We start from the raw sequence: 22,607 nt of genomic DNA, 5'->3' as shown, positions 1-22,607 counted from the left end.
TGTCCACGGCCCCGCGGCCTGCGCAGAGCTACACGGGCTCGGCCGCGTCGGAGGCGACCTGCCGGCGCGCTGGCTGGGCTGCGTGGGCCGAGCGCCGGCGGTAGCTCTCCACGTTCATCTCCAGGATGGTGGCGTGGTGCACGAGGCGGTCGACCGCGGCCAGCGTCATGGCCGGCTCCACGAACACTTCGCCCCACTGCGAGAACGGCGTGTTGGCCGTGATCGCCAGGCTCTTGCGCTCGTAGCGCTCGGCGATCAGCTCGAACAGCACCGAGGTCTCGGCCTGGTCGCGCCGCACGTAGCTCAGGTCGTCCAGGATCAGCAGATCGAAGCGCTCCAGCTTGGCCAGCTCCTGCGGCAGCCGCAGGTCGCGCCTTGCGGCCTGCAGCCGCTGCACCAGGTCGCTGCAGCGGGTGAACAGCACCCGGCGCCCGGCGTCGATCAGCGCGTGGCCCAGTGCGCACACCAGGTGGCTCTTGCCCACGCCCGGCGGGCCGAACAGCAGCACGTTGGCGCCGCGCTCCAGCCACTCGTGGCCTTCGGCTAGCGCCATCACCTGGGCCTTGGAGACGCTGGGCACCGCCGCGAAGTCAAACCCGGACAGCCGCTTGTCCGGGCTCAGGCCGGACTCGGCGCGGTGGCGCTCCAGCCGGCGTTGCTCGCGCTCGGCCAACTCGTGTTCCAGCAAGGCTTCGAGCAGCCGGTGTGCTGGCCAGCCCTCGCGGTCGGACTGCGCGCAGACCTGGGCCGCCAGCCGCCGCACGGTGGGCAGCCGCAGCTCGGCCAGCATCAGCTCCAGCCGCCCGGCGGTGATCGTGGAGCCGCTCATCGAGCCACCTCCTGCGCTTGCGCGATCAAGGTGTCGTAGTCGGCCAGCGCGGGCAGTTGCACCGCCACCTCGGGCATGTGCCCTCTGGGCGGGGCCAGCAGTGCGCTGAGCGCGTGCAGGTCCGGCAGTTGGTCCAGCTCGATCAGTTGCTCCAGTTCATCGGCCAGCTGTGCCTCGTGGCCGTCGGCGGCCAGCGCGAGCAAGCCCACGATGGTCTTGCAGGCCTGGCGCTCAGGCAACGCCGCGGCCAGCCGCTCCCAGGTGCGCCGGTACACGTCGCGCGGGAACACCGCGTCGCGCAGCACCCAGCGCGCAAACGCGCCGGGCTTGCGCTTGAGCGCGGCCACCAGGTGGCGGTAGTCGATGTCGCGCGGATGGCGCTGGCCATCGCGATGCGTGGCCCGCGGGCGCTGCAGCACGCACTGGCCGCCCAGCCAGCACTCGATGTGCTCGGCGTACTGGCGCACCATCAGCCGGTGCCCAATGAGCTGGCTGGGCGCGCTGTACTGCACGCCCTTGACGGTGAAGATGGCGTACTTGCTCACGCGCGCGGGCAACTCCTCGTACTGCGCGGTGCGCCGTGGCGGCAGGCTCCTGAGCAGCGCGCGTTCGGCGCCCAGGCGCGGGGCCACCCGTGCGTTGAAGCGTTGCACGACGGCATCGACGAACGCTTCGTAGTCGGCCCGTGCGTCGAAGCGGCGCGTGCCACGCAGGCGCAGCGCCTGGTCCAATGCGGTCTTGAGCGAGTCGTGGCGCGATTCGATGGCGCCGTTCTCGTGCGACTGGCCCGGGTTGCAGCGGCTGGCGCGCATGCCGTAGTGACTGCACAACGCCTCGTAGCGCTGCGTCAGCTCCTGCTGCTCGGCCAGGTTGTTGAACGCGGCCGACAGGCTGTCGGTGCGGTGCTCCTCGGGCACGCCGCCCAGACGCCACAGCGCCGCCTGCAGCCCGCTGGACAGGGCCAGGAAGCTCTCCCCGCCGGTGACGACCACGACGTGGCGCCAGCCCGAGTGCGCCAGCGCGAACTGGTACAGCCGGTGATTGAAGGCAGCTCCGTCGATCACCACGCCCAGGGCGTCGGCGACGGTGAAGTCCGACAGGCCCAGCCGGCCCGGTGGGTGGGCCTGCGCGAAGTACACCTCGCGCTCGGCACCGTGCACGGCACGCCACTGCCGCAGTCGGCGCTGCAGCGTGCGCAGCATGCTGGCGCCGTACTGGCCCGGGTGACGGCGCTGCAATTCCTCCAGCAGCGTGACCGCGTTCAACTGGGCGTCGGCGTGCAGCAGCGGCACGACCTCGGCGTCCCATACGTCGGCCAGCGGATCAGGGCGCGTGCGCCAGCTGCGCGCCGGGCCTTGCGAGGGCAGTGTGTCGCTGCGCTCCACGCGCCGAGCGCTGCGCTCGCTGATGCCCGCCTTGGCGGCCGCTGCAACCTGCGTCAGCCGGTTGCGTTGTTCTTTGTACTTCAACACTTGGTGGTCCGTGATCTTCTTGCCGGGCATCCGCGAGGTTCGAGCTGTTCGATCCCCTCACGCTAAACCCCGCCCCCCGGACCTGCCCGGCACCGGACTCAACCGGCCAAGATAGTTGTCGTTGACCGGCCAAGGTAATTGTCGTCAGCCATGGGAATCACCTCGGCGTGCATTGATTGCGTCGCGCTCGGCACCATCGAAGGTGAAAAATGCCTTCATCTCGAAGTCGCTGATATCGCGGGGGAGCCCACGCATCCCCAAAAACGTTGTGTGCCAACCCTGCATCGTGAACCTCAAAAGTGGGAGGCCACCATACCCGTTTACAAAGCGAACAGGAAAGTCAATGAAATCAACGGTCTACCCAGACCACCCCCGCGCCAGTGCTAGCTTTGCGTACCGTCACTTATTGCACTGAAAACGAGGAGACCCCGATCACCGGGTCGAGCGTGTTCTCCGGGGGGCTGGACCTGGGCAGCCGGCCCGTCCTGTACTTCGCCTCCCTGGGCGCCCTGGCGCTCGCCTCGCTCGGGTTCGTGCGCATCAAGGGTTCGCGCTTCGGCTTGGTCCTGGCGGCCGCGAACCAGAGCGAGCAGCGCGTGGAGGCGTCGGGCTTCAGTGTCGATCGCTACCGGCTGGCGGCTTTCGTGCTCGCCGCGGCGGTCTGCGGCTTGGCCGGGTTCCTGAACGCCAACCTCACCAGCTTCGTGACGCCCGACCTCACGAGCTGGAAGCTGTCCGCGGCGCTCATGTTCATGGTCGTGCTCGGCGGCAGCGGGACGGCCTGCGGCCCGGTCCTGGGGGCGGCCGCGTTCGTGCTCATCGAGCAGCTGCTGGGCAGCAAGACTGCCTACTGGGAGTTCTGGTTCGGAGCCTTCCTGATCGTCGCGGTGAGCGGCGGGCGCCGGGGGCTGGCCAGCCTGCTGCTGGGAACCAAGGGAGGTTCGGCATGAGCGCCGCCGTCGCACCGGTGCTGGCCATGGACGGGCTGTTCAAGGCCTTCGGTGGCGTCGTCGCCACCCGGGACGTGTCGCTGGACATCCGCAAGGGCGAGATCCATGCCCTGATCGGCCCCAACGGGGCGGGCAAGACGACGCTGATCAGCCAGCTGTTCGGGGCCCTGCGGCCGGACCGCGGGCGCATCCTTCTTCACGATCAGGACATCACGGGCCTGTCTCCGGCGCAGCGGGCCCGCAGGGGCATCTCGCGGTCCTTCCAGATCACGGCGCTGGCCCGGAGCATGTCCGTGCTGCAGAACGCCGTGCTGGCGATCCTGGCCCAGGACGGGCACGCCTTCAGCTTCTGGCGCTCGATCCAGCGCGACGCCCCGCTGCAAGCGCGCGCGCATGAACTGCTGCGCAGCGTGGGCATGCACGGCAGGGCAGGGGCGCTGGTCGAGAGCCTGAGTCATGGCGAGCAGCGCCTGCTCGAGTTCGCGCTGGCCATGGCCGGCGACCCCGCGATCGTGCTGCTCGACGAGCCCATGGCCGGGCTGGGGCACGAGGAAGGACTGGAGATGACCCAGCACTTGGCCCGCCTGAAAGGCAAGACCACCATCATCCTGGTGGAGCACGACATGGATGCGGTCTTCGGGCTGGCTGACCGGGTCACGGTCCTGGTGGGCGGCACGGTGCTGGCCACCGGCACGCCCGCGGAGATCCGCGCCAACCCGGATGTTCGCAACGCCTACCTGGGGGATGATCTATGACGCTCAGCGTTCAACGTCTCTCGGGCGGCTACGGCGCCAACCGCGTGCTCTTCGACGTGGACCTGTCCATCGGAGAGGGCGAGGTGGTGTGCCTCATGGGCCGCAACGGCATGGGAAAGACGACCACGGTGCACAGCATCCTGGGGCTGCTTCCGAAGAAGGGCGGGAACGTCACGTTCCAGGGCGTCGACATCACCGGCCTGGCGGCCGACCAGATCGCGCGGCTGGGCGTGGGCCTCGTGCCCGAGGGACGGCACATCTTTCCCAACCTGTCCCTGCACGAGAACCTCATGGCGACGGCGGCCAGCCGGACCGCGGGGGCCGCGCCATGGACTGTGGATCGCGTCTACGAGATCTTCCCGAAGCTGCACGAGCGCCGCCTTGCCGCCGGAAACTTGCTGTCGGGCGGTGAGCAGCAGATGCTGGCCATCGGACGCGCGCTGATGACGAATCCCCGCCTGCTCATCCTGGACGAAGCCACCGAAGGGCTGGCGCCCTTGATCCGGGAGCAGATCTGGCGGTGCCTGGCCGATCTGCGCCGCACGGGCCTGGCGATCCTCATCGTCGACAAGCACCTCAAGAAGCTCGTGCATCTGGCGGACCGCTTCTACGTCATGGAGCGCGGCCGCATCAAATGGACGGGGACCGCCAAGGACGTCGAGTCCGACCTGGAAAGGATCTCGGGGCTCATGGCCGTGTGACCCGCGCCGTGGCGCCGGCCCATCCCCATCCCCATCCGCTTTGCTTGTTCCATCAAAGGAGACGATGAAATGAAGATACTGGGCATTTTTCTGGCGCTGGCTGCCGCCATGGCCGCTCCGGCCGGCGCGCAGACGCCGCCGATCAAGATCGGGGTCGTGACGACGCTGACCGGCGGCGGCGCGGTCATCGGCCGGGACGTGGTCGATGCGGTCAACCTGGGGGTCGAGCACATCGGCGGCAGCATGGGTGGGCGCAAGGTCGAGATCGTCTACGAGGACGACGGGCTCAAGCCCGAGCTGGGGCGCCAGAAGACGCAGAAGCTGATCCAGCAGGACGGCGTCGACGTGCTGGGCGGTTACATCTGGAGCAACGTGCTGCTGGCCTCGCGCAAGCCGATCGTCGATGCCGGCAAGGTCGTGGTCAGCGTCAATGCCGGCCCGTCGGACATCGCGGGCAAGCTGTGCTACGAGAACTTCATCGCGATGCACGCGCAGAACGACGTGCTGCCGATGGCGGTGGGCAAGCTCATGAACCTGCGCGGCGCCAAGAAGCTGTACTTCATGGCCCCGAACTACACCGCGGGCAAGGACTTCCTCCAGGCCGTGCGGCGCGTGTACACGGGCGAGGTGGTCGGTGCGGACATGACCCGGTGGGGCGACGATCCGCAGCTCGACTTTTCCGCGGAGCTGAGCAAGGTGAGGGCGTCCGGCGCCGATGCTTTGTTCGCCTTCTACCCGGGTGCCGCGGGCGCTGCCTTCGCGCGGCAGTTCGACCAGTCGGGCCTGGCCGGCAAGACCAAGCTCTTCACGGCCTTCACGCTGGACCAGCTCAACCTGCCGAGCCTGCAGGCCGCGGGCGTGAAGGGCGTGCTTGGCTCGGAAACAGCCGACTTCTGGGCGGCGGACCTGGACAACGCCGAGAACAAGCGCTTCGTCAAGGAATTCAATGCCAAGTACGGCCGCCTGCCGTCGAACTACGCCGCGACGTCCTACGACATGGTCACGCAGCTGAAGGCCGCCGTGGACGAACTGGGCGGCAACACCAAGGAAGCCGCGAAGCTGAGCGCGGCGCTGCGCAAGGCGGCCTACCGGTCCGTTCGCGGGGTCCAGTACCGGATCGGAAAGAACGGCTTCCCGGTCGACCGGTTCGTCGCGGTCGAAGTCGATGGAAGCGGACCCGTCTGGAGCCTCAAGTCCAAGGAGGTCGTGCTCGAGGGCACGGCCGATCCGCACCTGGCGGCTTGTCCGCTGTAGGCGAGAGGCGGCCGTGCCCGGTCGGGTGGCGCCGCCGCGCGGCGCGCCCCCGCAAGGGCCGCCCGTGTCCACCCCGTTTGTTCAGAAAGAGGATCCGAGCCACCATGTCGCAGTCAACTTCGCTGCCGAATCACGAGATGGGCGCCCGCAGCTACGGCCTGCACATTGCCGGCGAGGCCGTCGCGGCCGAGCCGGGACGTACCTTCGAGTCCTTCAACCCCACGACCGGGCGGCGCTGGGGCGACTTCGCCATCGCCGGCGCCGACCAGGTGGACCGGGCGGTGACGGCGGCCGCCAAGGCATTCCGCGGCCCCTGGTCCCGCATGTCCGCGACCGAGCGCGGCCGGCTGCTGATGCGCTGGGGCGACGCGATCGCGGAGAACGCGATGCACATCGGCGCGCTCGAGGCGACGCAGAACGGCAAGCTGGCCTCGGAGATGCAGACCCAGGCGCGCATCGTGCGCGACTGGCTCTGCTACTTCGGCGGCATGGCCGACAAGATCGAGGGCGCGGTCATTCCGGTCGCGCAGACGTCGGTGCTCAACTACACGCTCAAGGAGCCCCTGGGCGTGGTGGCCGTCATCGTGCCCTGGAACTCTCCGACGCTGCTGATGATCGAGTCGGCCGCGCCCGCGCTCGCCGCGGGCAACACCATCGTCGTCAAGCCCAGCGAGGTGACGTCGGCCTCGGCGATCGAGATCGCCCGGCTGGCGGAAAGCGTCGGCATCCCCCCCGGCGTCCTCAACGTCGTGACGGGGCTGAGGGAAACCGGGGAGGCGCTCGTCGGACACCCGCAGGTCCGCAAGATCTCCTTCATCGGCAGCACGGACGTGGGACGGGCCATCGCCGCCGAGGCGGGCAGGAAGCTCGTCCCGTGCACGCTCGAGCTGGGCGGCAAGAGCCCGAACATCGTCTTCGAGGACGCCGACATCGACCGCGCGGAAATCGGGGTGCTGGCCGGGATCTTCGCGGCGGCGGGCCAGACCTGCGTGGCGGGCTCGCGCGCCTACATCCACCGCCGCATCTACGACGAACTGGTCTCCCGCCTGGTGCGGCGGGCGGGCCGGATCGCGGTCGGCGACCCGCTGGCGCAGGCCACCCAGATGGGGCCCGTCGCGAGCAAGGCCCAGCTGGACAAGGACCAGGCCATCGTGCGCGAGGCCGTGGCCGCAGGGGCCAGCGTGCTCTGCGGGGGCGAACGCCTGGCGGTGCCAGGCTTCGACGGCGGCTACTTCTTCGCGCCCACGATCCTGGGCGGGGCGGATGCGGCCAATCCGGTGATCTGCAAGGAGGTCTTCGGGCCGGTCCTCGCGGTCATGCCCTTCGAAGACGACGACGAGGTCCTCGCCCTGGCCAACGATTCGGAGTTCGGGCTGGCCGCGGGGGTGTGGACCAAGGACTTCCGGCGCGCGCACCTGATGGCGCGGCGGCTCGAGGCGGGAACGGTCTGGCTCAACACCTACCGCACGCTGGCCTTCAATTCGCCCTTCGGCGGCTACAAGTCCAGCGGAATCGGGCGCGTCAACGGCACCGAGGCCGTGAACCACTACCTGCAGACCAAGAGCGTCTGGTGCGAGCTCGGCGACGAGGTGCGCGACCCGTTCGCCTTCAAGGCCTAGGCACCCTCCCGGCCGCACAGCCACAGATCCATCGCATAGGAGCCACGATGAGAGGTGTCGTATTTCCCGGGAACCGCAAGATCGAGTACCTCGAGGTGCCGGACCCGACGCCCGGGCCGCTGGACGTCGTCATCGAGATGAAGGCGTCCGGCATGTGCGGCACCGACCTGCAGAACTACCGCAGGCCGCTGGACCAGCCTGCCTACATGCCATCGCTGATCGGCCGCCCGCCCATCGCCGGCCACGAGCCCGCGGGCATCGTCTGCGCGGTCGGTTCGGCCGTGCCGGCGCAGCTCGCGCGGGTCGGGCAGCGGGTCATGGTGCACCACTACCAGGGCTGCAACGCCTGCGCGCACTGCCGCACCGGCTGGCAGCAGCTGTGCCGCAACGTCCAGCCGATGGTGCGCGTGTACGGCAACAACGACGACGGCGGCCACGCGCCCTACCTGAAGGTGCCGGCGAACACCGTGGTCACGCTGCCGGATTCGCTGAGCTTCGAGGCCGGCGCGGCGATCGCCTGCGGAACCGGCACCGCCTACCAGGCGCTGCGGCGCATGCACCTGTCCGCGGCAGACACCATCGCCATCTTCGGGCAGGGGCCCGTCGGCCTGTCGGCCACGCAGTTCGCGCGGGCCATGAATGCGCGCGTCATCGCCATCGACACGAACGAGCAGCGGCTCGAGCACGCACGCCGACTGGGCGCCGACGTGGCCTTCGCCCCGTCGGGCGACGGCGATGTCGCAGAAGCCATCCTGGAGCTGACCGGCGGGCAGGGCGTCGACAAGTCGCTGGAGACCTCGGGGGCGGCATCCGCGCGCAGCGCGGCCATCCGTGCGGCCAAGACCTGGGGGACCTGCTGCTTCGTCGGCGAGGGCGGCGAGGTGCGCATCAACGTCAGTCCGGAGCTGCTGCGCCGCCAGATGACGGTCATGGGGTCGTGGACGTTCTCGACGACCGGCCAGGCCGAGTGCGCCGCCTTCGTCGCCGCCAAGGGGCTCGACGTCGGCCAGCTGTACACCCACCGCTGGACGCTGGACCGGGCCGAGGAGGCCTACCGGCTGTTCGACCAGGGCGTGGGCGGCAAGGGCGTGTTCCTGCTCTGATGGCGGCGGGGCGCCGGTACCGGGGGCGTATGCGGGCCACGGCCCGGCGCACGGGCCCGTCCGGTCGCCGGCATGCGCGCCGACGCGACGCGGTCCCGGCTCAGGCCTCCAGCGGCCGCTCGCTGAAGCGCATCGAGAAGTCGACGGCCGTCACGTCCTTGATCAGCGCGCCCACGGAGATGCGGTCGACGCCGGTCTCCGCGTAGGCCCGCAGCGTCTCGAAGGTGACGCCGCCGGAGACCTCCAGGCTGCAGCGGCCCTGGGCCAGCCGCACCGCTTCACGGACGGTCTCCAGGGGCATGTTGTCCAGCAGCACCATGTCCACGCCCGCGTCGAGCGCTTCCTGCAACTGCCGCAGCGTCTCGACCTCCACCTGGATGAAGGCCACGCGGCCCTTGAGCGCCTGCGCCGCGCGGAACGCGGCCGTCAGGCCGCCCGCTGCCGCGATGTGGTTCTCCTTGATCAGGACGGCGTCGTACAGGCCCATCCGGTGGTTCTGGCCGCCGCCGCAGCGCACGGCGTACTTTTGCGCGGCGCGCAGGCCGGGGATGGTCTTGCGCGTATCTAGGACGGCCGCGCGCGTGCCTTCGACCACCTTGACATAGCGGGCGGTCTTGGTCGCCACGCCGCTGAGCGTCTGCAGGAAATTCAGGCAGGTGCGCTCCGCGGTGAGGAGCTCGCGCGCCACGCCTTCGATCACCACGACGGCCTGCCCGGGCACGCAGGTGCCGCCATCGGGTACGCGCCAGTCGGCCCGCGCCGTCGGCGCCAGGCGGTGCAGTATCTCCTCGACCCAGGGCCGGCCGCAGACGACCGCCGCCTGGCGGCACGTGATGGTGGCCGTGGCGCGGGCGGTCGCCGGGACCAGTTCCGCGGTCAGGTCTCCCGGGCCGACATCCTCGTCCAAGGCACGCTCGACGTCCTGGTGCACCTGCTTCAGAAACTCTCTCTCACTCACGTTCAATCCTTTTTGTTCATCCTGGGGAGGCCGCGTCCCGGCGCGGCCGTGCCGCCTGTGCTTGCGTGGGCCGGCGGAGCGCCAGCCACCGGGGCCACCGGCGCCGGAGCATGGCTTGCGGCCTCACCTCGCTCATGCGCGCGACTGGAGGAGACGTTTGCCCGTCGGCCGAACCGGTGCGCACGCACGCACACGCACCGCCATGCGTACACATCGAGTCCGAGTTTACAAAATTATTAGAGACCAAATGATTCTAGGGAAACCCCGTAGGGAAAACCGTTGCCCGGATCAACGTGTGCCCCTAAAATCATTAGGCGACTAACAAAACGGGGCACCGCCAGACGGTGCCCGCATTCCCCGCCATGAACCCCACTGAAACCTCGGCGCCGATCTGGTCAGACTCGCTACTGCTCGGGCATGCGGCGATCGATGGCGAGCACGAGCAACTGGCCGAGCTGATCGAGCGCATGCGGTGCGCCGCCGCGCCCGAGATGGCGCAGGCGCTGGACGCGGTGCTCCAGCATGCGGCCTCGCACTTCGCGGCCGAGAACGAGTTGATGCGCACGACGGCGTTTCCGCCGCGCGACTGCCACATCAGCGAGCACGAAGCGGTGCTGTCCACGCTGCGCGGCGTGCGTGCCCGCCTGGCGCGCGGGGAGGTCGAGGTGGCCCGCCGCGTGGCGGACGAGCTGGCGGCCTGGTTTCCGCCCCACGTCCAGCACCTCGACTCGGCACTCACCCATTGGCTCTGCAAGCTGCAGCACGGCGCCAAGCCCGTGGTGCTGCGCGTGGGCCGAAAGCCCGAGGCCGCCCTGGCCTGCTAGTTCAACCCCCCTGAAGCAACCACCACTAGAGATGAGATGACATCATGATGACTCACGAAGAGAACGAACTGCTTTGCCGCGTCGAAGGCGACGCCCCGATGGGACGCCTGATGCGCCGCCACTGGATGCCCATCTGCCTCGTGGAAGAGGTGAGCGAACCCGACGGCACGCCGGTGAAGGCGCGGGCGTTCGGCGAGGACCTTGTGGTCTTCCGCGACAGCGACGGCCGGGTCGGCGTCATGGATGAGTACTGTCCCCACCGTCGCGCGTCGCTGGTCTACGGCCGCAACGAGGAGGGAGGGCTTCGCTGCCTCTACCACGGCTGGAAGATGGACGTCGACGGGAACGTGCTGGAGATGGCTTCCGAGCCGGCTTCGAGCGGCATGGTCGACAAGGTCAAGCACACCGCGTACCCCACCAAGGAATGGGCTGGCATGGTGTGGGCCTACATGGGGCCCAAGGAGACCATGCCCGAATTCCAGCCGCCGCCGTGGGCGCCGACGGCGGACACGCGGGTGAGCATCGCGAAAGTGCTGCTGCCGTGCAACTGGGCGCAGATCCTCGAGGGTGCCATCGACTCCGCGCACAGCTCCAGCCTTCACTCCTCCGACATGGTTCCTGCGCGCGTGGACGGCGCGAAGGCCACGGACAAGACCTGGCTGCGCCCGTCCACCGACAAGGCGCCGCGCATGCAGGTGCAGCGCACCGGCTTCGGCTTCCGCTATGCCGCGCTGCGCCGCCCGATCACGAACGCCGCGGAGAACGACTACGTGCGCTCGACGGTGTTCGTGGCACCGGCCACGGCCCTGATCCCGCCCAACAACCTCTACAACGTGGCCAACATCAACGTGCCGATGGACGACACGAGCACGGCGTTCTATTTCATCGCCTGGGGCCACCCGTCGCAGACGCCGGAGACCGACACCTGGCGCAAGTTCCTGCGCCAGACGGTGGGTGTCGACCTGGACCAGAACTACCGCCCCCTGCGCAACGAGGCGAACAAGTTCTGGCAGGACCGCAACGCCATGAAGGCCGGCAACTTCACGGGCATCACCGGCTTCCCGAACCAGGACGTGGCGATGTGGCTGACCATGGGCGCCATCGCCGACCGCACGCATGACCGTCTGGGCGCCAGCGACTTGGCGATCGTGGAATTCCGCAAGCAGATGCTCGAGGCCGTGCAAGCCTTCGACCAGGGGGCGCCTGCCATCGGCACCGGCGCCGAGGCGGCCACGCCGGCCGTCTGCTCCTTCCAGGCCATCGTCCCCAAGACGACCGACTGGCGCACCTACGAGACCCGCTATGTCTGGCTGGACGGCGAAAACCGTCCCGAGTTCGAACCCTCCTATTCCGTGAAGTCCTGATCCCGTGAGCAAACTCCAACTCTCCGTCGCCATGGGCGACTACGACCGCACCCGCGCGCTGTTCGACGGCCGCGTTCAGATCGACGGCGTCGATCCCGTGTACATGCTCCTCAATCCCGAGGAGATGTTCTTCCGGGCGATGCGTAGCGTCGATTTCGACATCACCGAGCTCTCGTTCTCCAGCTACCTGGTGAAGCACTCGCGGGGCGAGTGCCCTTACATCGCGCTACCGGTGTTTCTCTCGCGGGCGTTCCGGCACACGTCGATCTACGTGCGCAAGGACCGCATCCGCGAGCCGGCCGACCTGAAGGGCAAGCGCATCGGCTTGCCCGAATACCAGCTCACCGCCAACGTGTGGGCGCGCGCGATCCTGCAGGACGACTTCGGCGTGCGCCCCTCCGACGTGACCTGGGTGCGCGGGGGCATCGAGACGCCGGGGCGGCCCGAGAAGGTCAAGCTGCAGCTGCCGGACGACGTCCGGATCGAGCAGGCGCCCGAGGGGGCGACGATCTCGCAGATGCTCGACCGCGGGGAGATCGATGGCTTCATGGCGCCGCGCCCGCCGAGCCGGTCGGCGCTCGCCAACCCGAACATCGGCTGGCTGTTCGACGACCCGACCGCGGTGGCCAAGGACTACTACCGGCGCACGGGCGTGTTCCCGATCATGCACGTGGCGGCCGTCAGGAAGGAACTCGCCGCCAAGCACCCCTGGCTTCCCGCCGCGCTCGTCAAGGCCTTCACCCAGTCCAAGGCCGCCGCGCTGGAGCTGCTGTCGGACACCTCGGCCACCAAGGTCACGCTGCCCTTCGTCGAGGAGCAGCTGCAGGCTGCCCGCGAGGCGATGGGGGACGACTTCTGGTCGTACGGCGTGGCGGCCTCGGCCAGGACGCTGGAGACCTTCGTGCGGGCCCACTACGAGCAGGGCCTGTCATCGCGCCACGTGCCGGTCAGCGAGCTCTTCCACCCCGCGACCTACGAGACCTACAGCATCTGATCCCGCACCACCCACAACTGGAGACACCCACCATGAAGCACAAGATCCCCGCCTGGCTGGTTGGCCTGGCCTGCATCGCCCAACTCGCATTCGGCTCCCTGGCCCATGCCCAGGCCTATCCGAGCCGCGCCATCAAGCTCGTCGTTCCCTATGCCGCCGGCGGCCTTCCCGACACGGTGGCGCGCATCATCGCCAAGTCGCTGGGCGATACGCTGGGGCAGGCGGTCTACGTCGACAACCGGCCCGGTGCGGGTGGCTCGGTCGCCGCCTCCGCGATCCTGCAGTCCCCGGCTGACGGCTACACGCTGCTGGTGACCGATGGGCCGATGCTGTCGATCACGCCGTTGATCAACAAGAAGATCACCTACGACGCGGCCAACGACTTCGTGCCGATCGCCCTCGTCGGCAAGGCCCCGCTGTTCCTCGCCGTCAACGCGAACGTCAAGGCGAACACGCTGGACGAACTCGTCGCGCTGGCCAAGGCGAAGCCAGGGGGCCTCAACTACGGCTCCGCCGGCAACGGCAGCATCCACCACCTGACGATGGAGGCGATGAATGCAAGCCTGGGCATCTCGATGACGCACATTCCGTTCAGGGGCAGCGCCGTCTCGGTCCCCGCGATGATCGGCGGACAGGTGGACATGGTGTTCGCTTCGCCGCCGTCGCTCATGGGCTTCGTCAAGTCGGGCCAGGCGCGCCTTCTGGCCACCAATTCGACGACGCGTTCCCCGCTGGCACCGCAGATGCCTACCCTGGCGGAAAAGATCCCCGGCTTCGATTTCGCATTCACGGTCGCGGTGTTGGCGAAGACCGGTACGCCGAGCGAGGTCATCTCCAAGGTCAATGCCGAGATCAACAGGATCGTGAAGGTCCCCGAGGTCATCGAGCAGCTGCGCACTGCGGGCGTCGACCCGGCGGGCGGAACGCCCGAACAGCTCGCGCGGGCGCTGCGTGCAGAGAAGGCCCAGGTGACCGACGCCGCCGCGCGGGCGCAGCTGAAGGCCGAGTAGTCGCGCGTCATGACGCTCACCACACCCCAAACCCATTCCGACACGCAGATGCCGTTGCGCGTGGCGCGGATCCTCGACGTGGCGCGCGACATCCGCAGCTTCGAGCTGGTACAGCCCGATGGCAGCGAGCTGCCGCCGTTCACGCCGGGATCGCACGTCAAGGTCCAGGCCCCCAATGGCATGCTGCGCAAGTATTCGCTGTGCAACGATCCCGCGGAGCGCCACCGCTACGTCATCGCCGTCAAGCGCGATCCGGAGGGGCAGGGCGGCTCGCTCTCCATGCACGAGGAACTGCATGAGGGCGATACGCTGCCCACGTCGCTGCCTTCGAATGCCTTCCCGCTGGTCGAGAACGCCAAGGGCTACCTCTTCGTCGCGGGCGGCATCGGCATCACCCCGATCCTGTCCATGATCCGCTCGTTCGGCGAACTGCCGCCGGCACCGTGGAAGCTCATCTACCTGACGCGCTTTCCCGAGACTGCGGCCTTCCGCGAGGAGCTCGGCGCCCCCGAGCTCAAGAGCCGCGTGCGGATCCACCACAGCCACGGGGACCCCGCGCGCGCCTTCGACCTCTGGCCGGTGCTGGAGAAGCCCAACACGGCCCACGTGTACTGCTGCGGCCCGCGCGCGCTGATGGAGGCGGTGCGCGACATGACGGGCCACTGGTCGCCGGCCAACGTGCACTTCGAGAGCTTCAACGAGGGCGGGGGCGTGCGGCCCGACGACAAGCCCTTCTTGGTGAAGCTGGCCAGCTCAGGCGCGGCGTTCGAGGTGCCCGTCGGCAAGTCCATCCTGTCGGTCCTCCACGAGCACGGCTGCAACGCGGCGTCCTCGTGCGAGAGCGGCACCTGCGGCACCTGCCGCACGAAGCTGCTGAGCGGCGAGGCCGACCACCGAGACATGGTGCTGCTGCCCGAGGAGATGGACAGCCAGATCATGATCTGCGTCTCCCGGGCCAAGTCCGACGAACTGGTGATCGACCTGTGAACGCCGGCCGCCCACTTCGACTCGGCGTCGCCGGACTCGGCCGCGCCTTCACGCTCATGCTGCCCACGCTCCAGCGCGACGCGCGCGTGCGGCTGGTGGCGGCCTGCGACCCGCGCGAGCCGGCGCGCGAGCGCTTCGCGAGCGACTTCGATGCGCCGGTGTACCCGGACATCGAGGGCCTGGCGTCCAACCCGGACGTCGAGGCGATCTACATCGCCAGCCCGCACCAGTTCCACGCGGAGCAGGCGCGCATCGCCGCCCGGCACGGCAAGCACGTGCTCGTGGAAAAGCCCATGGCGCTGTCCCTCGGCGACTGCAACGCGATGATCCGGGACTGCCGGGACGCCGGCGTGCACCTCATCGTCGGCCACTGCCACAGCTTCGACACGCCGTACCTGCGCGCGCGCGAGATCGCCCTGGGCGGTGAGTTCGGGCGGGTGCGCATGATCCACGCGCTCAACTACACCGACTTCCTCTACCGGCCGCGGCGTCCCGAGGAGCTGCGCACGGAGGAGGGCGGCGGCGTGGTGTTCAGCCAGGCCGCCCACCAGGTCGACATCGTGCGCCTGCTGGCCGGCACGCGGGTCAGCCGGGTGCGCGCGATCACAGGCGACTGGGACCCCAGGCGCCCGACCCAGGGCGCCTATTCGGCCCTGCTGTGGTTCGAGGGCGGGGCGTTCGCCAGCGTCAGCTACAACGGCTACGGGCACTTCGACTCGGACGAATGGTGCGGCTGGATCGGCGAGATGGGCGCCGAGAAGTCGCCCGAGGCGTACGGCGCCGCGCGCCGCAAGCTGGCGACCGTGGGTTCGCCGGAGGAGGAGGCGCGCCTGAAGGCGGCCGGCACCTATGGCGGGCCCGGCTACGTGCCCGCGTCCGCGGGCGCGCCGCCGGCGTGGCACCAGCATTTCGGGCCGGTCGTGGTGTCCTGCGAGCGCGGCGATATCCGTCCGTTGCCCGACAGCGTCTGCGTGTACGGGGACCTCACGAAGGAGCGGCGGCCGCTGGGCCGGCCCGCGGTGCCCCGCTTCGAGGTCATCGACGAACTGTACGAGGCCGTGGTGAACGGGACCGCGCCGCTGCATGACGGCGAATGGGCGCGCTCCACGCTGGAGGTGTGCCTGGCGCTGCTCGAGTCGGCGGGCTCGGGCAAGGACGTGGAGCTGCTGCGCTGAGGCGGCGCCCTTGCGTGCGCCGTGGCGCTCCGCGTGCAGGCCGTGGCCGGAGAAGGCACCGGCGCGTGCGGGCCGCCGGGGGCGGTCCAGGCGCCACGGCCCGCACCTCGCGGCGGCCCGGGTTTCATGGCGCGCCGCGCCAGACCGGGGAGATTCCCATCGATCCAGCCAAAGGGTAGGCCAAGATGCAACCGTCCCACGAGGACCTCAATTTGCTCGTCGTCTTCGAGGCGCTCATGGAGACCCGCAGCGTCTCCAAGGCCGGCGAGCGGCTGCAGCTGAGCCAGCCCTCGATGAGCCACGCGCTGTCGAAGATGCGCAAGGCGTTCGACGACCCCATGTTCGTGCGCGTCAAGAACGAGATGCAGCCGACGGCAAAGGCGCTGGAAGTCGCGGAGCCCATCCGCCAGGCCCTCGAGCTGGCACGCCGCCAGATCTTCTCCAAGGTGGCGCTGGACCTGCGCACCTCGTCGCGCCTGTTCACGATCTGCATGACGGATGTCGGCGAGACCTGCTATCTGCCGATGGTGATCAATGCCGTGCGCAAGCAGGCGCCGTGCGTGCGGCTGCGGACGGTCTCGCCGATCGTGGAGAAGCTGGAGGAGGGGCTGGAATCGGGGGGCGTCGATCTCGCGATCGGGTACTTCCCCGACATTAAGAACGGCGGCGTCTTCCAGCAGCGGCTCCTGCGCAACAGCGGGTTCATGTGCATCACGGGCAACAAGGAATTCGCCGCGCGCGGCGAGCTGGACCTCGCTTCCTTCCAGTCGGCGCTCCACATCGCAGTGCGAACGGAAGGCCGCAGCCAGGAGGTCATCGAGAAGGCCATGGCCGCGATGGGTATCCACCGCAACGTGGTGGCCACGATTCCCCACTACCTCGGCCTGCTGACCATCATCCCGCAGACCGGCCTGACGGCCATCATTCCCATGGACCTCGCCGGCGCGTTCGAGGGCAAGGAAGGCATCGCGGCCCTGCCGCTGCCGTTCGCATCGCCCAGCGTGGAGGTGATCCAGATATGGCACAGGCGCCAGCACGAGGATCCGGCGCACCGCTGGCTGCGGACACTGGTGCGGGACACGCTGCAGAGGCGGGTGCTTGACTAGGAGCGTGCCGTCATGCAGCCGGCCACCTTCCCCACGCGTGCCGCGGGCGGCGCTTCGCTTGTTCCCAGGTCGGCGGGCCAGTCCGCTGGACCGAGCATCCGGGATCGCCCCGGAGGCACCCGGCCGGGCGCAAGCGCCGGGATCCTTTCCGCTTCCAAGAACCATTCAGGAGATACCTCATGAGATTTCGCATGCTGTCGCTCGTCGTCGCGAGCCTGGCCTTGCAGCTGCAGCCGAGCGCCCAGGCGCAGAGCGCCGCCTACCCCACGAAGCCGATCCGCCTGTTCGTGGGCGCGCCGGCCGGCGGCCCCACGGACGTGATCGCCAGGTCGCTCATCCAGCAGATGGGGGATTCGCTGGGGCAGCCCGTAATCGTCGAGAACCGGGGCGGGGCCGCCGGCACGCTCGCGGCCGGCATCGTCGCGAAGTCTCCGGCCGACGGCTACACGCTGATCGTGACGCCCTCGGCGCACGCCTATGCGGCGAGCATGTACGACAAGCTCCCGTTTGATCCCGTGAAGGATTTCCGGCCGGTGGGGCAGATCGGCATGATGCCCCTCGTGGCGATTGCGAACAAGGCCTTCCCGGCGGGGTCGCTGCGCGACCTGGTCGAGCGCGCCAAGGCCCAGCCCACCGCCGTGAACTACGGCTCGAGCGGCACGGGTTCCGCCCATCACCTGGCGGGCGAGCTATTCAAGCTGCGCACGGGCATCCAGATGACGCATGTGCCCTACAAGGGCAGCGCGGGATCCATCACGGACCTCATCGCCGGCCAGATCCAGGTGATCTTCGAGCCGCTCGTGTCGGCGTTGCCGCAGATCCAGGCCGGCCGCGTGAAGGCGCTGGCCGTCATGGGCGAGAAGCGCTCCCCGGCCCTGCCGGACGTGCCGACCCCCGGCGAGGCCGGGCTGCCCGGCGTGGAAGCCAGCGCCTGGTACGGGATCATGGCGCCGGCGGGCACGCCCGACACGGTCGTCGCCAAGCTGACCGCGGCGCTGAACAAGGCCCTGGCCGACCCTTCCACGCGCGCGAGCCTGCAATCGCAGGGCGTCGACGTCACGCCCGGGCCGCCGCAGATGTTCATGGACCTGATCACCAGCGAGATCGCGCGCTGGCGGCCGATCATCCAGGCGGCGGGAATCCGCGCGGAGTAGGCGAGGCGCATGCATTCACACCGCAAACTGCAGCCTCCGTCGGTCGTCAACATCGAGGATCTCCGCCGGCTGGCCAAGAGGCGGCTGCCGCAGGTGATCTGGGACTACCTGGAAGGCGGCGCGGAGGACGAAGTGACGCTGCGGCGCAACCGCGCCGCCTTCGACCGCTATCACCTCCTGCCGCGGATGGTCACGGGCAAGGGCTCGCGCGACCTGTCCATCACGCTGTTCGGGCAGCGGCTCGCGGCGCCCTTCATGATCGGGCCGACGGGCCTCAACGGCATCTACGTGCCGGACGCGGACCTCATGCTGGCGCGCGCGGCCGCAGCGGCGGGCGTGGCGTTCTCGCTGTCCGCCGGCTCGAACAACGACATCGAGGCCGTGGCCAGGGCATCGGCTGGACCCAAGTTCTTCCAGCTCTATCCGTGGGGCGGACGCGAGGTCGCGACCAGGCTGCTGGCGCGCGCACACACGGCCGGCTACTGCGCGCTCATGGTCACGGTCGATTCGCTGATCCCGGGCAACCGTGAGCGGGATGTGCGGAACCGATTCGCCCATGCACTGCATTTCTCTCCGCGCATCGTCTGGGACGCGGCGACCCATCCGCGATGGGTCGTTTCCACATGGTTCGCCCGCGGCATGCCGCGCTTCGAGAACCTGGCTGAGTTCCTGCCACCGGGCTCCGACGCGTACGCGCTGGCCGCCTATACCCGCGCGCAGCGCAATCCGTTCTACAGCTGGGAGGATGTCGCCTGGCTTCGCTCGCAGTGGGCGGGCCCCTTGGTGGTCAAGGGCATCCTCACCGCGGACGACACGCGCCTGGCCGCCTCCCATGGGGCGGACGCCGTCGTGGTGTCCAACCATGGCGGGCGCAGCCTTGACGGCTTGCCCGCCACGCTGGACATGCTGCCCTCGGTCGCCGCCGCTGCCGGGGGCATGCCCGTCCTGGTCGACAGCGGCTTTCGGCGGGGCTCCGACATCGTCAAGGCCCTCGCCCTTGGCGCGCGCGGCGTGCTGCTGGGCCGGGCGCCCCTGTACGGCGTGGCTGCGGCGGGGGAGGCCGGCGCAAGTCGCGCGCTCGAGATCCTCCTGCAGGAGACGGACCGCGTCATGGGCTTGTTGGGGGTGGACTCGGTGGACGCGCTGGGGCACCAGCACGTTGGCCTGCAGCCGGCATGACGCGGCGGGAAAAACTGCAGTTTCCCGGCCGGCGCCGGAGAAGGACCGAAGCAGCATCGGCGGCACAGGCCCCTTGGCAGGGGCGGCATAGACCTCCTCGGCGGGGGCGGTGATGCCGCCGGGACCGGCAGTTCGCGATACCCGCAGGCGCAAGCTGCGGGCCGCGTGTCGCAGGCACCGTGGTCTGGTCAAGAGGTGCGCAACTCCCGCACGCGCATCCCGGGCGGCGCAGCCGCGGAGCGGGGCGCTGAAGCCAATCGGCCGCCGCTGTCTCGAGCGGACGGGAAGCCGCTCGCTGAAGGTTGACGCGCCGAAGTGCGCGCGTAGCCTGGTGCCAAGCGTGCGACGCGGGGCGAAAAGTCTATGGCCTGCCAGAACGAAGGCGTTGGGCATCGTCCCGGCATTGCCCGTGCAACCGCATGGTTTTGTGATCTGGATCAGCATGCCGCCTACTGAGAACAGCAGAATGTACGGTGCTATATTTGTGCGGTCCGCTTGGCCTGGGCAGCACCTTTTCAACCTCCTCCCGCTTCTTCGTGTCCGTCGGCTCGTTCATGTACGCCGATCGCCGCTGTCTTGCAGGGGGTCGGCCGGGCAGAGCGTCCGTTGGGATGCATTGAGGAATGAAAATTGGCAAAAAAGGCAGGGAAAGAGTCGGCGGAGGTAGCGAGCCGTATGCTGCAGCACTGGCATGAGGACGTTCCCGACGACCGTTTAGCGCATCTGGTGAAGGACGCGACGCGCTCCTTTCTTCGATCGCTGCAGACCCGTCTTGCGCGCCACGACGTCCAACTCGGCCATTGGACCTTCCTGCGGATTCTCTGGGAGAAGGATGGGCTCACCCAGGCAGAACTGAGCGCGGAGGCCGGTGTGATGGCGCCCACCACGGCGATCGCCCTGAAGGCCATGGAGGAGCTCGGGTACGTCCTGCGAAAGCAGCGTCCCGACAACCGCAAGAGCATCTACGTTTTCCTGACGCCGGCGGGCAAGCGCCTCAAGGCGAAGCTCGTGCCCTTGGCCGAGGAGGTCAACGCGCTCGCCATCAGATCCCTGACGGATGCCCACATCAGCATCGTGCGGCGCTCGCTGCTGAAGATCATCGACAACCTGGCGAGCGACGAGTGCATTCAGGATGATCCGAAGCGGACAGGCGCCGCTCAGTCATCCGCAAGACCGTAGCCCGCGCTGCCGATGGCCGCGCCCTGGGTGCGGCGCGCCATGGAAGCGCACCGCGCCTCGCGGCAGTGCCACGCTCTCCCCAATCCCTCAAATGCATCGGTCCCGCCGCGGCGCAGTGCGCCCGAGCGGCCAGCCGCGCCGCATCGGTCTCGATGTGGGTCGACGAGTCGACGATGCCACCCAGTGGACCCCGCGCGCCACAGGCGAGTGGCATGGATGCCCCATGGAACGCACGCCGGAACCCGCCGGGCCAGTGCCGCCGTCTTCTGCCTGGCAGCCTGTGAGATAATTAGAGACCTAATGATTAGACCTACGGAGACATAGCGCGGTTTCGGGATTTACGTGCCGTCGAACGCTGGAATCGCGCGGAGCCCACATGAGCACATGCCCCGATCCCACGTCGTGCCGGCAGCCGGATTTCCTGGATGCGAAAGCCAGTCTTGCCCTTCTGGGCGTCCGCCCGCAGACGCTCTACGCCTATGTGAGCAGGGGGGCCATCCGCAGCGTGCCCCAGCCCGGAACGAAGGCGCACCTGTACAGCCGCTCGGACATCGAACGGGTCATGGCGCGCGCGGCCGCCCGTGCAGGCCATGCCGCGGCGGCAGCCGGTGCGATGGACCATGGGCCGCCCATCGTCAGCAGCGGTATCACGGAAATCACCGAGGCGGGTCCAGCCTACCGGGGCTACTTGGCCTGCGACCTCGCGCGGCAAGGCGTTCCGTTCGAGCGGGTCTGCGAATTGCTCTGGGGCGCTCCTCTCGATGTCGCGAGGGCCGGCGCCTGGAGAATCCCTCCGCGCGACCAGGCACTGGCCCGCGAGGCCGGTTTGCGGATACTGCACGGTACCGATCCTCACCGCGTGTACGGATCGCTCGCGATGCTGGCTCTCCAGTTGGAGCGCAGCCGCAGGATGTCGGGCGGTGGGGGTCTGGACGCGGGCGTCGTGCAAGAGGCGCGCTTGCTGATCTGTGCCGTGGCGCAAGCGCTGGGATGCGTCGGCCCGGCCCGCGCGCTGACGCTGCCGGAGCGCTCCGAATCGATCGCTTCGACGCTGATCCGGTCCTTCGGATGCGAAACCACGCCAGCGCGGATCCGCGCGGTGAACGCGCTGCTCGTGCTCCTCGCGGACCACGAACTGCCGCCGGGCACCCTGGCCGTCCGGGCGGCTGCCTCGGGAGGCGCGAACCTTTTCGACTGCATTGCCGTGGGCATCTGCGCAAGCGCCGGGACCGAGATCGCCGGGCACTATGCGGTCGTGGACCGGTTCCTCACCGCAAGGCCGTCCGCGACGGCGCTGCGCGACAAGGCCCTGCGCCTGCACCAGCGGGCGCAGCGGATCCCCGGCTTCACGCATCCGCTCTACCTGGGCGGCGACCCGCGCGCGAAGCACCTGCTCGCCATCGCCACCGAACTGGCTGACGACTCCTTCAACATGCGACAGGTCGCCGACTTCGTCGGTTGGGCGAAGGAGAATCTCGCGGACCATCCAAGGCATGAGTTCGCCGTCGTCTGCCTGGTGCGGGCGCTCCGGCTTCCCGTCTGGTCGGCAGCGGTCTTCTTCCTGGTGGCGCGCATGGCCGGCTGGGCTGCGCATGTGCAGGAGCAGCGCGGCGTGACCGGCCTCTGGCGGCCGCGCGCCCGTTACGTCCCCCGCCCATGAGCGTGGCAGGGCCCGTGCGCGTCGCTAGCGCCGCCCTGTGTCGCTCGGAGCCGAGAGGCGATCCTCTGGAGGAGCGGACTGGACGCCGGGCATTGCGGGCCCGCGGCAACCGGCCTGCCGCTGCGAACTCGTGCGTCTCCCTCTTTGCGAGGGGCAGCCCCGATGACGGCGATGGCCACTCCGCATTTGCGCTGCCGCCTGCTAAGCGGTGCGTCCGCGCGGTGGTGGTTGGAAGAGGGCATGGTGCGGGTGGAAGACCTGCCGCGCGTCACCGACCTGGCCTACTCCAACAGCCTGCGCCGCTGGATCACGGCGGAGTTGGCCTGAGCACTGC

General features: G+C 69.1%; 21 protein-coding genes. 18 read left to right on the top strand and 3 right to left on the bottom strand.

What is annotated here, in order from left to right; genetic code table 11:
- Window positions 1-28: 28 nt before the first annotated feature.
- Together istB and istA are read right to left on the bottom strand one after the other, a co-directional pair.
- Window positions 29-829, bottom strand: coding sequence for an IS21-like element helper ATPase IstB (gene istB / locus J2X09_RS03540; RefSeq protein WP_105817910.1), 801 nt, complete (start codon window positions 827-829; stop codon window positions 29-31).
- Entirely contained in the window at window positions 826-2,331 is a 1,506-nt protein-coding gene (istA, locus tag J2X09_RS03535; protein WP_105817909.1) for an IS21 family transposase, read from the bottom strand. Before istA ends, istB begins: the two co-directional genes overlap by 4 nt.
- A gap of 359 nt (window positions 2,332-2,690) precedes the next feature.
- Between istA and J2X09_RS03530 the strand changes: the two genes are divergently transcribed.
- From J2X09_RS03530 to J2X09_RS03505, 6 genes are all read left to right on the top strand, one after another.
- Complete coding sequence (locus J2X09_RS03530) at window positions 2,691-3,251, top strand: branched-chain amino acid ABC transporter permease (RefSeq protein ID WP_187427609.1); 561 nt, start codon at window positions 2,691-2,693, stop codon at window positions 3,249-3,251.
- On the top strand, window positions 3,248-4,006 hold the full coding sequence (locus J2X09_RS03525; protein WP_017404452.1) for an ABC transporter ATP-binding protein: 759 nt from the start codon (window positions 3,248-3,250) through the stop codon (window positions 4,004-4,006). Before J2X09_RS03530 ends, J2X09_RS03525 begins: the two co-directional genes overlap by 4 nt.
- Complete coding sequence (locus tag J2X09_RS03520; protein ID WP_017404451.1) at window positions 4,003-4,707, top strand: ABC transporter ATP-binding protein; 705 nt, start codon at window positions 4,003-4,005, stop codon at window positions 4,705-4,707. The genes J2X09_RS03525 and J2X09_RS03520 overlap by 4 nt, the downstream gene beginning before the upstream one ends.
- A 69-nt stretch (window positions 4,708-4,776) precedes the next feature.
- Window positions 4,777-5,961, top strand: coding sequence for an ABC transporter substrate-binding protein (locus tag J2X09_RS03515; protein ID WP_017404450.1), 1,185 nt, complete (start codon window positions 4,777-4,779; stop codon window positions 5,959-5,961).
- 104 nt (window positions 5,962-6,065) lie between these two features.
- Window positions 6,066-7,580, top strand: coding sequence for an aldehyde dehydrogenase (locus J2X09_RS03510; RefSeq protein WP_227472697.1), 1,515 nt, complete (start codon window positions 6,066-6,068; stop codon window positions 7,578-7,580).
- Window positions 7,581-7,627: 47 nt separating this feature from the next.
- Window positions 7,628-8,683: a zinc-dependent alcohol dehydrogenase family protein gene (locus J2X09_RS03505; protein ID WP_017404448.1), complete on the top strand. Its 1,056-nt coding sequence runs from the start codon at window positions 7,628-7,630 to the stop codon at window positions 8,681-8,683.
- A 100-nt stretch (window positions 8,684-8,783) separates the two neighbouring features.
- Here J2X09_RS03505 and nadC read toward each other — a convergent pair whose 3' ends face one another.
- A complete protein-coding gene (gene nadC, locus J2X09_RS03500) occupies window positions 8,784-9,641 on the bottom strand; it encodes a carboxylating nicotinate-nucleotide diphosphorylase (RefSeq protein WP_103738775.1) in 858 nt (285 codons plus the stop codon).
- A 362-nt stretch (window positions 9,642-10,003) separates the two neighbouring features.
- Between nadC and J2X09_RS03495 the strand changes: the two genes are divergently transcribed.
- The 12 genes from J2X09_RS03495 (at window position 10,004) to J2X09_RS03440 (ending at window position 22,600) form a co-directional block, all read left to right on the top strand.
- Complete coding sequence (locus tag J2X09_RS03495; protein WP_088167133.1) at window positions 10,004-10,465, top strand: bacteriohemerythrin; 462 nt, start codon at window positions 10,004-10,006, stop codon at window positions 10,463-10,465.
- Window positions 10,466-10,509: 44 nt separating this feature from the next.
- The gene (locus tag J2X09_RS03490) at window positions 10,510-11,829 is read left to right on the top strand and encodes a Rieske 2Fe-2S domain-containing protein (protein WP_148748456.1); all 1,320 of its coding nucleotides are present in this window, start codon (window positions 10,510-10,512) and stop codon (window positions 11,827-11,829) included.
- A 4-nt stretch (window positions 11,830-11,833) separates the two neighbouring features.
- Window positions 11,834-12,823 carry an ABC transporter substrate-binding protein gene (locus tag J2X09_RS03485; RefSeq protein ID WP_026062142.1) on the top strand — a complete coding sequence of 330 codons (990 nt, stop codon included), beginning with the start codon at window positions 11,834-11,836 and terminating at the stop codon, window positions 12,821-12,823.
- A gap of 32 nt (window positions 12,824-12,855) precedes the next feature.
- A complete protein-coding gene (locus tag J2X09_RS03480; protein WP_017404443.1) occupies window positions 12,856-13,833 on the top strand; it encodes a Bug family tripartite tricarboxylate transporter substrate binding protein in 978 nt (325 codons plus the stop codon).
- Window positions 13,834-13,842: 9 nt separating this feature from the next.
- Entirely contained in the window at window positions 13,843-14,820 is a 978-nt protein-coding gene (locus J2X09_RS03475; RefSeq protein WP_017404442.1) for a PDR/VanB family oxidoreductase, read from the top strand.
- Complete coding sequence (locus J2X09_RS03470; protein WP_026062141.1) at window positions 14,817-15,995, top strand: Gfo/Idh/MocA family protein; 1,179 nt, start codon at window positions 14,817-14,819, stop codon at window positions 15,993-15,995. Before J2X09_RS03475 ends, J2X09_RS03470 begins: the two co-directional genes overlap by 4 nt.
- Before the next feature lie 185 nt (window positions 15,996-16,180).
- Window positions 16,181-17,101 (top strand): LysR family transcriptional regulator, encoded by a 921-nt coding sequence (locus tag J2X09_RS03465; RefSeq protein WP_017404440.1) that lies wholly within the window; start codon window positions 16,181-16,183, stop codon window positions 17,099-17,101.
- A 191-nt stretch (window positions 17,102-17,292) separates the two neighbouring features.
- Window positions 17,293-18,255 (top strand): tripartite tricarboxylate transporter substrate binding protein, encoded by a 963-nt coding sequence (locus J2X09_RS03460; RefSeq protein ID WP_017404439.1) that lies wholly within the window; start codon window positions 17,293-17,295, stop codon window positions 18,253-18,255.
- 9 nt (window positions 18,256-18,264) lie between these two features.
- On the top strand, window positions 18,265-19,434 hold the full coding sequence (locus J2X09_RS03455) for an alpha-hydroxy acid oxidase (protein ID WP_059400358.1): 1,170 nt from the start codon (window positions 18,265-18,267) through the stop codon (window positions 19,432-19,434).
- A 675-nt stretch (window positions 19,435-20,109) separates the two neighbouring features.
- The gene (locus J2X09_RS03450; RefSeq protein ID WP_204731832.1) at window positions 20,110-20,613 is read left to right on the top strand and encodes a MarR family winged helix-turn-helix transcriptional regulator; all 504 of its coding nucleotides are present in this window, start codon (window positions 20,110-20,112) and stop codon (window positions 20,611-20,613) included.
- 376 nt (window positions 20,614-20,989) lie between these two features.
- Window positions 20,990-22,273 (top strand): citrate/2-methylcitrate synthase, encoded by a 1,284-nt coding sequence (locus tag J2X09_RS03445; RefSeq protein ID WP_017404455.1) that lies wholly within the window; start codon window positions 20,990-20,992, stop codon window positions 22,271-22,273.
- Between the two features lie 171 nt (window positions 22,274-22,444).
- Complete coding sequence (locus J2X09_RS03440) at window positions 22,445-22,600, top strand: aminotransferase class IV (RefSeq protein WP_158276426.1); 156 nt, start codon at window positions 22,445-22,447, stop codon at window positions 22,598-22,600.
- Window positions 22,601-22,607 lie beyond the last annotated feature (7 nt).

It is taken from the genome of Hydrogenophaga laconesensis, from assembly GCF_031457235.1.
Lineage (GTDB): Bacteria > Pseudomonadota > Gammaproteobacteria > Burkholderiales > Burkholderiaceae_C > Hydrogenophaga > Hydrogenophaga laconesensis.
Note: the sequence above shows the minus strand (reverse complement) of the source record. Positions and strands in the feature narration are given on the sequence as shown.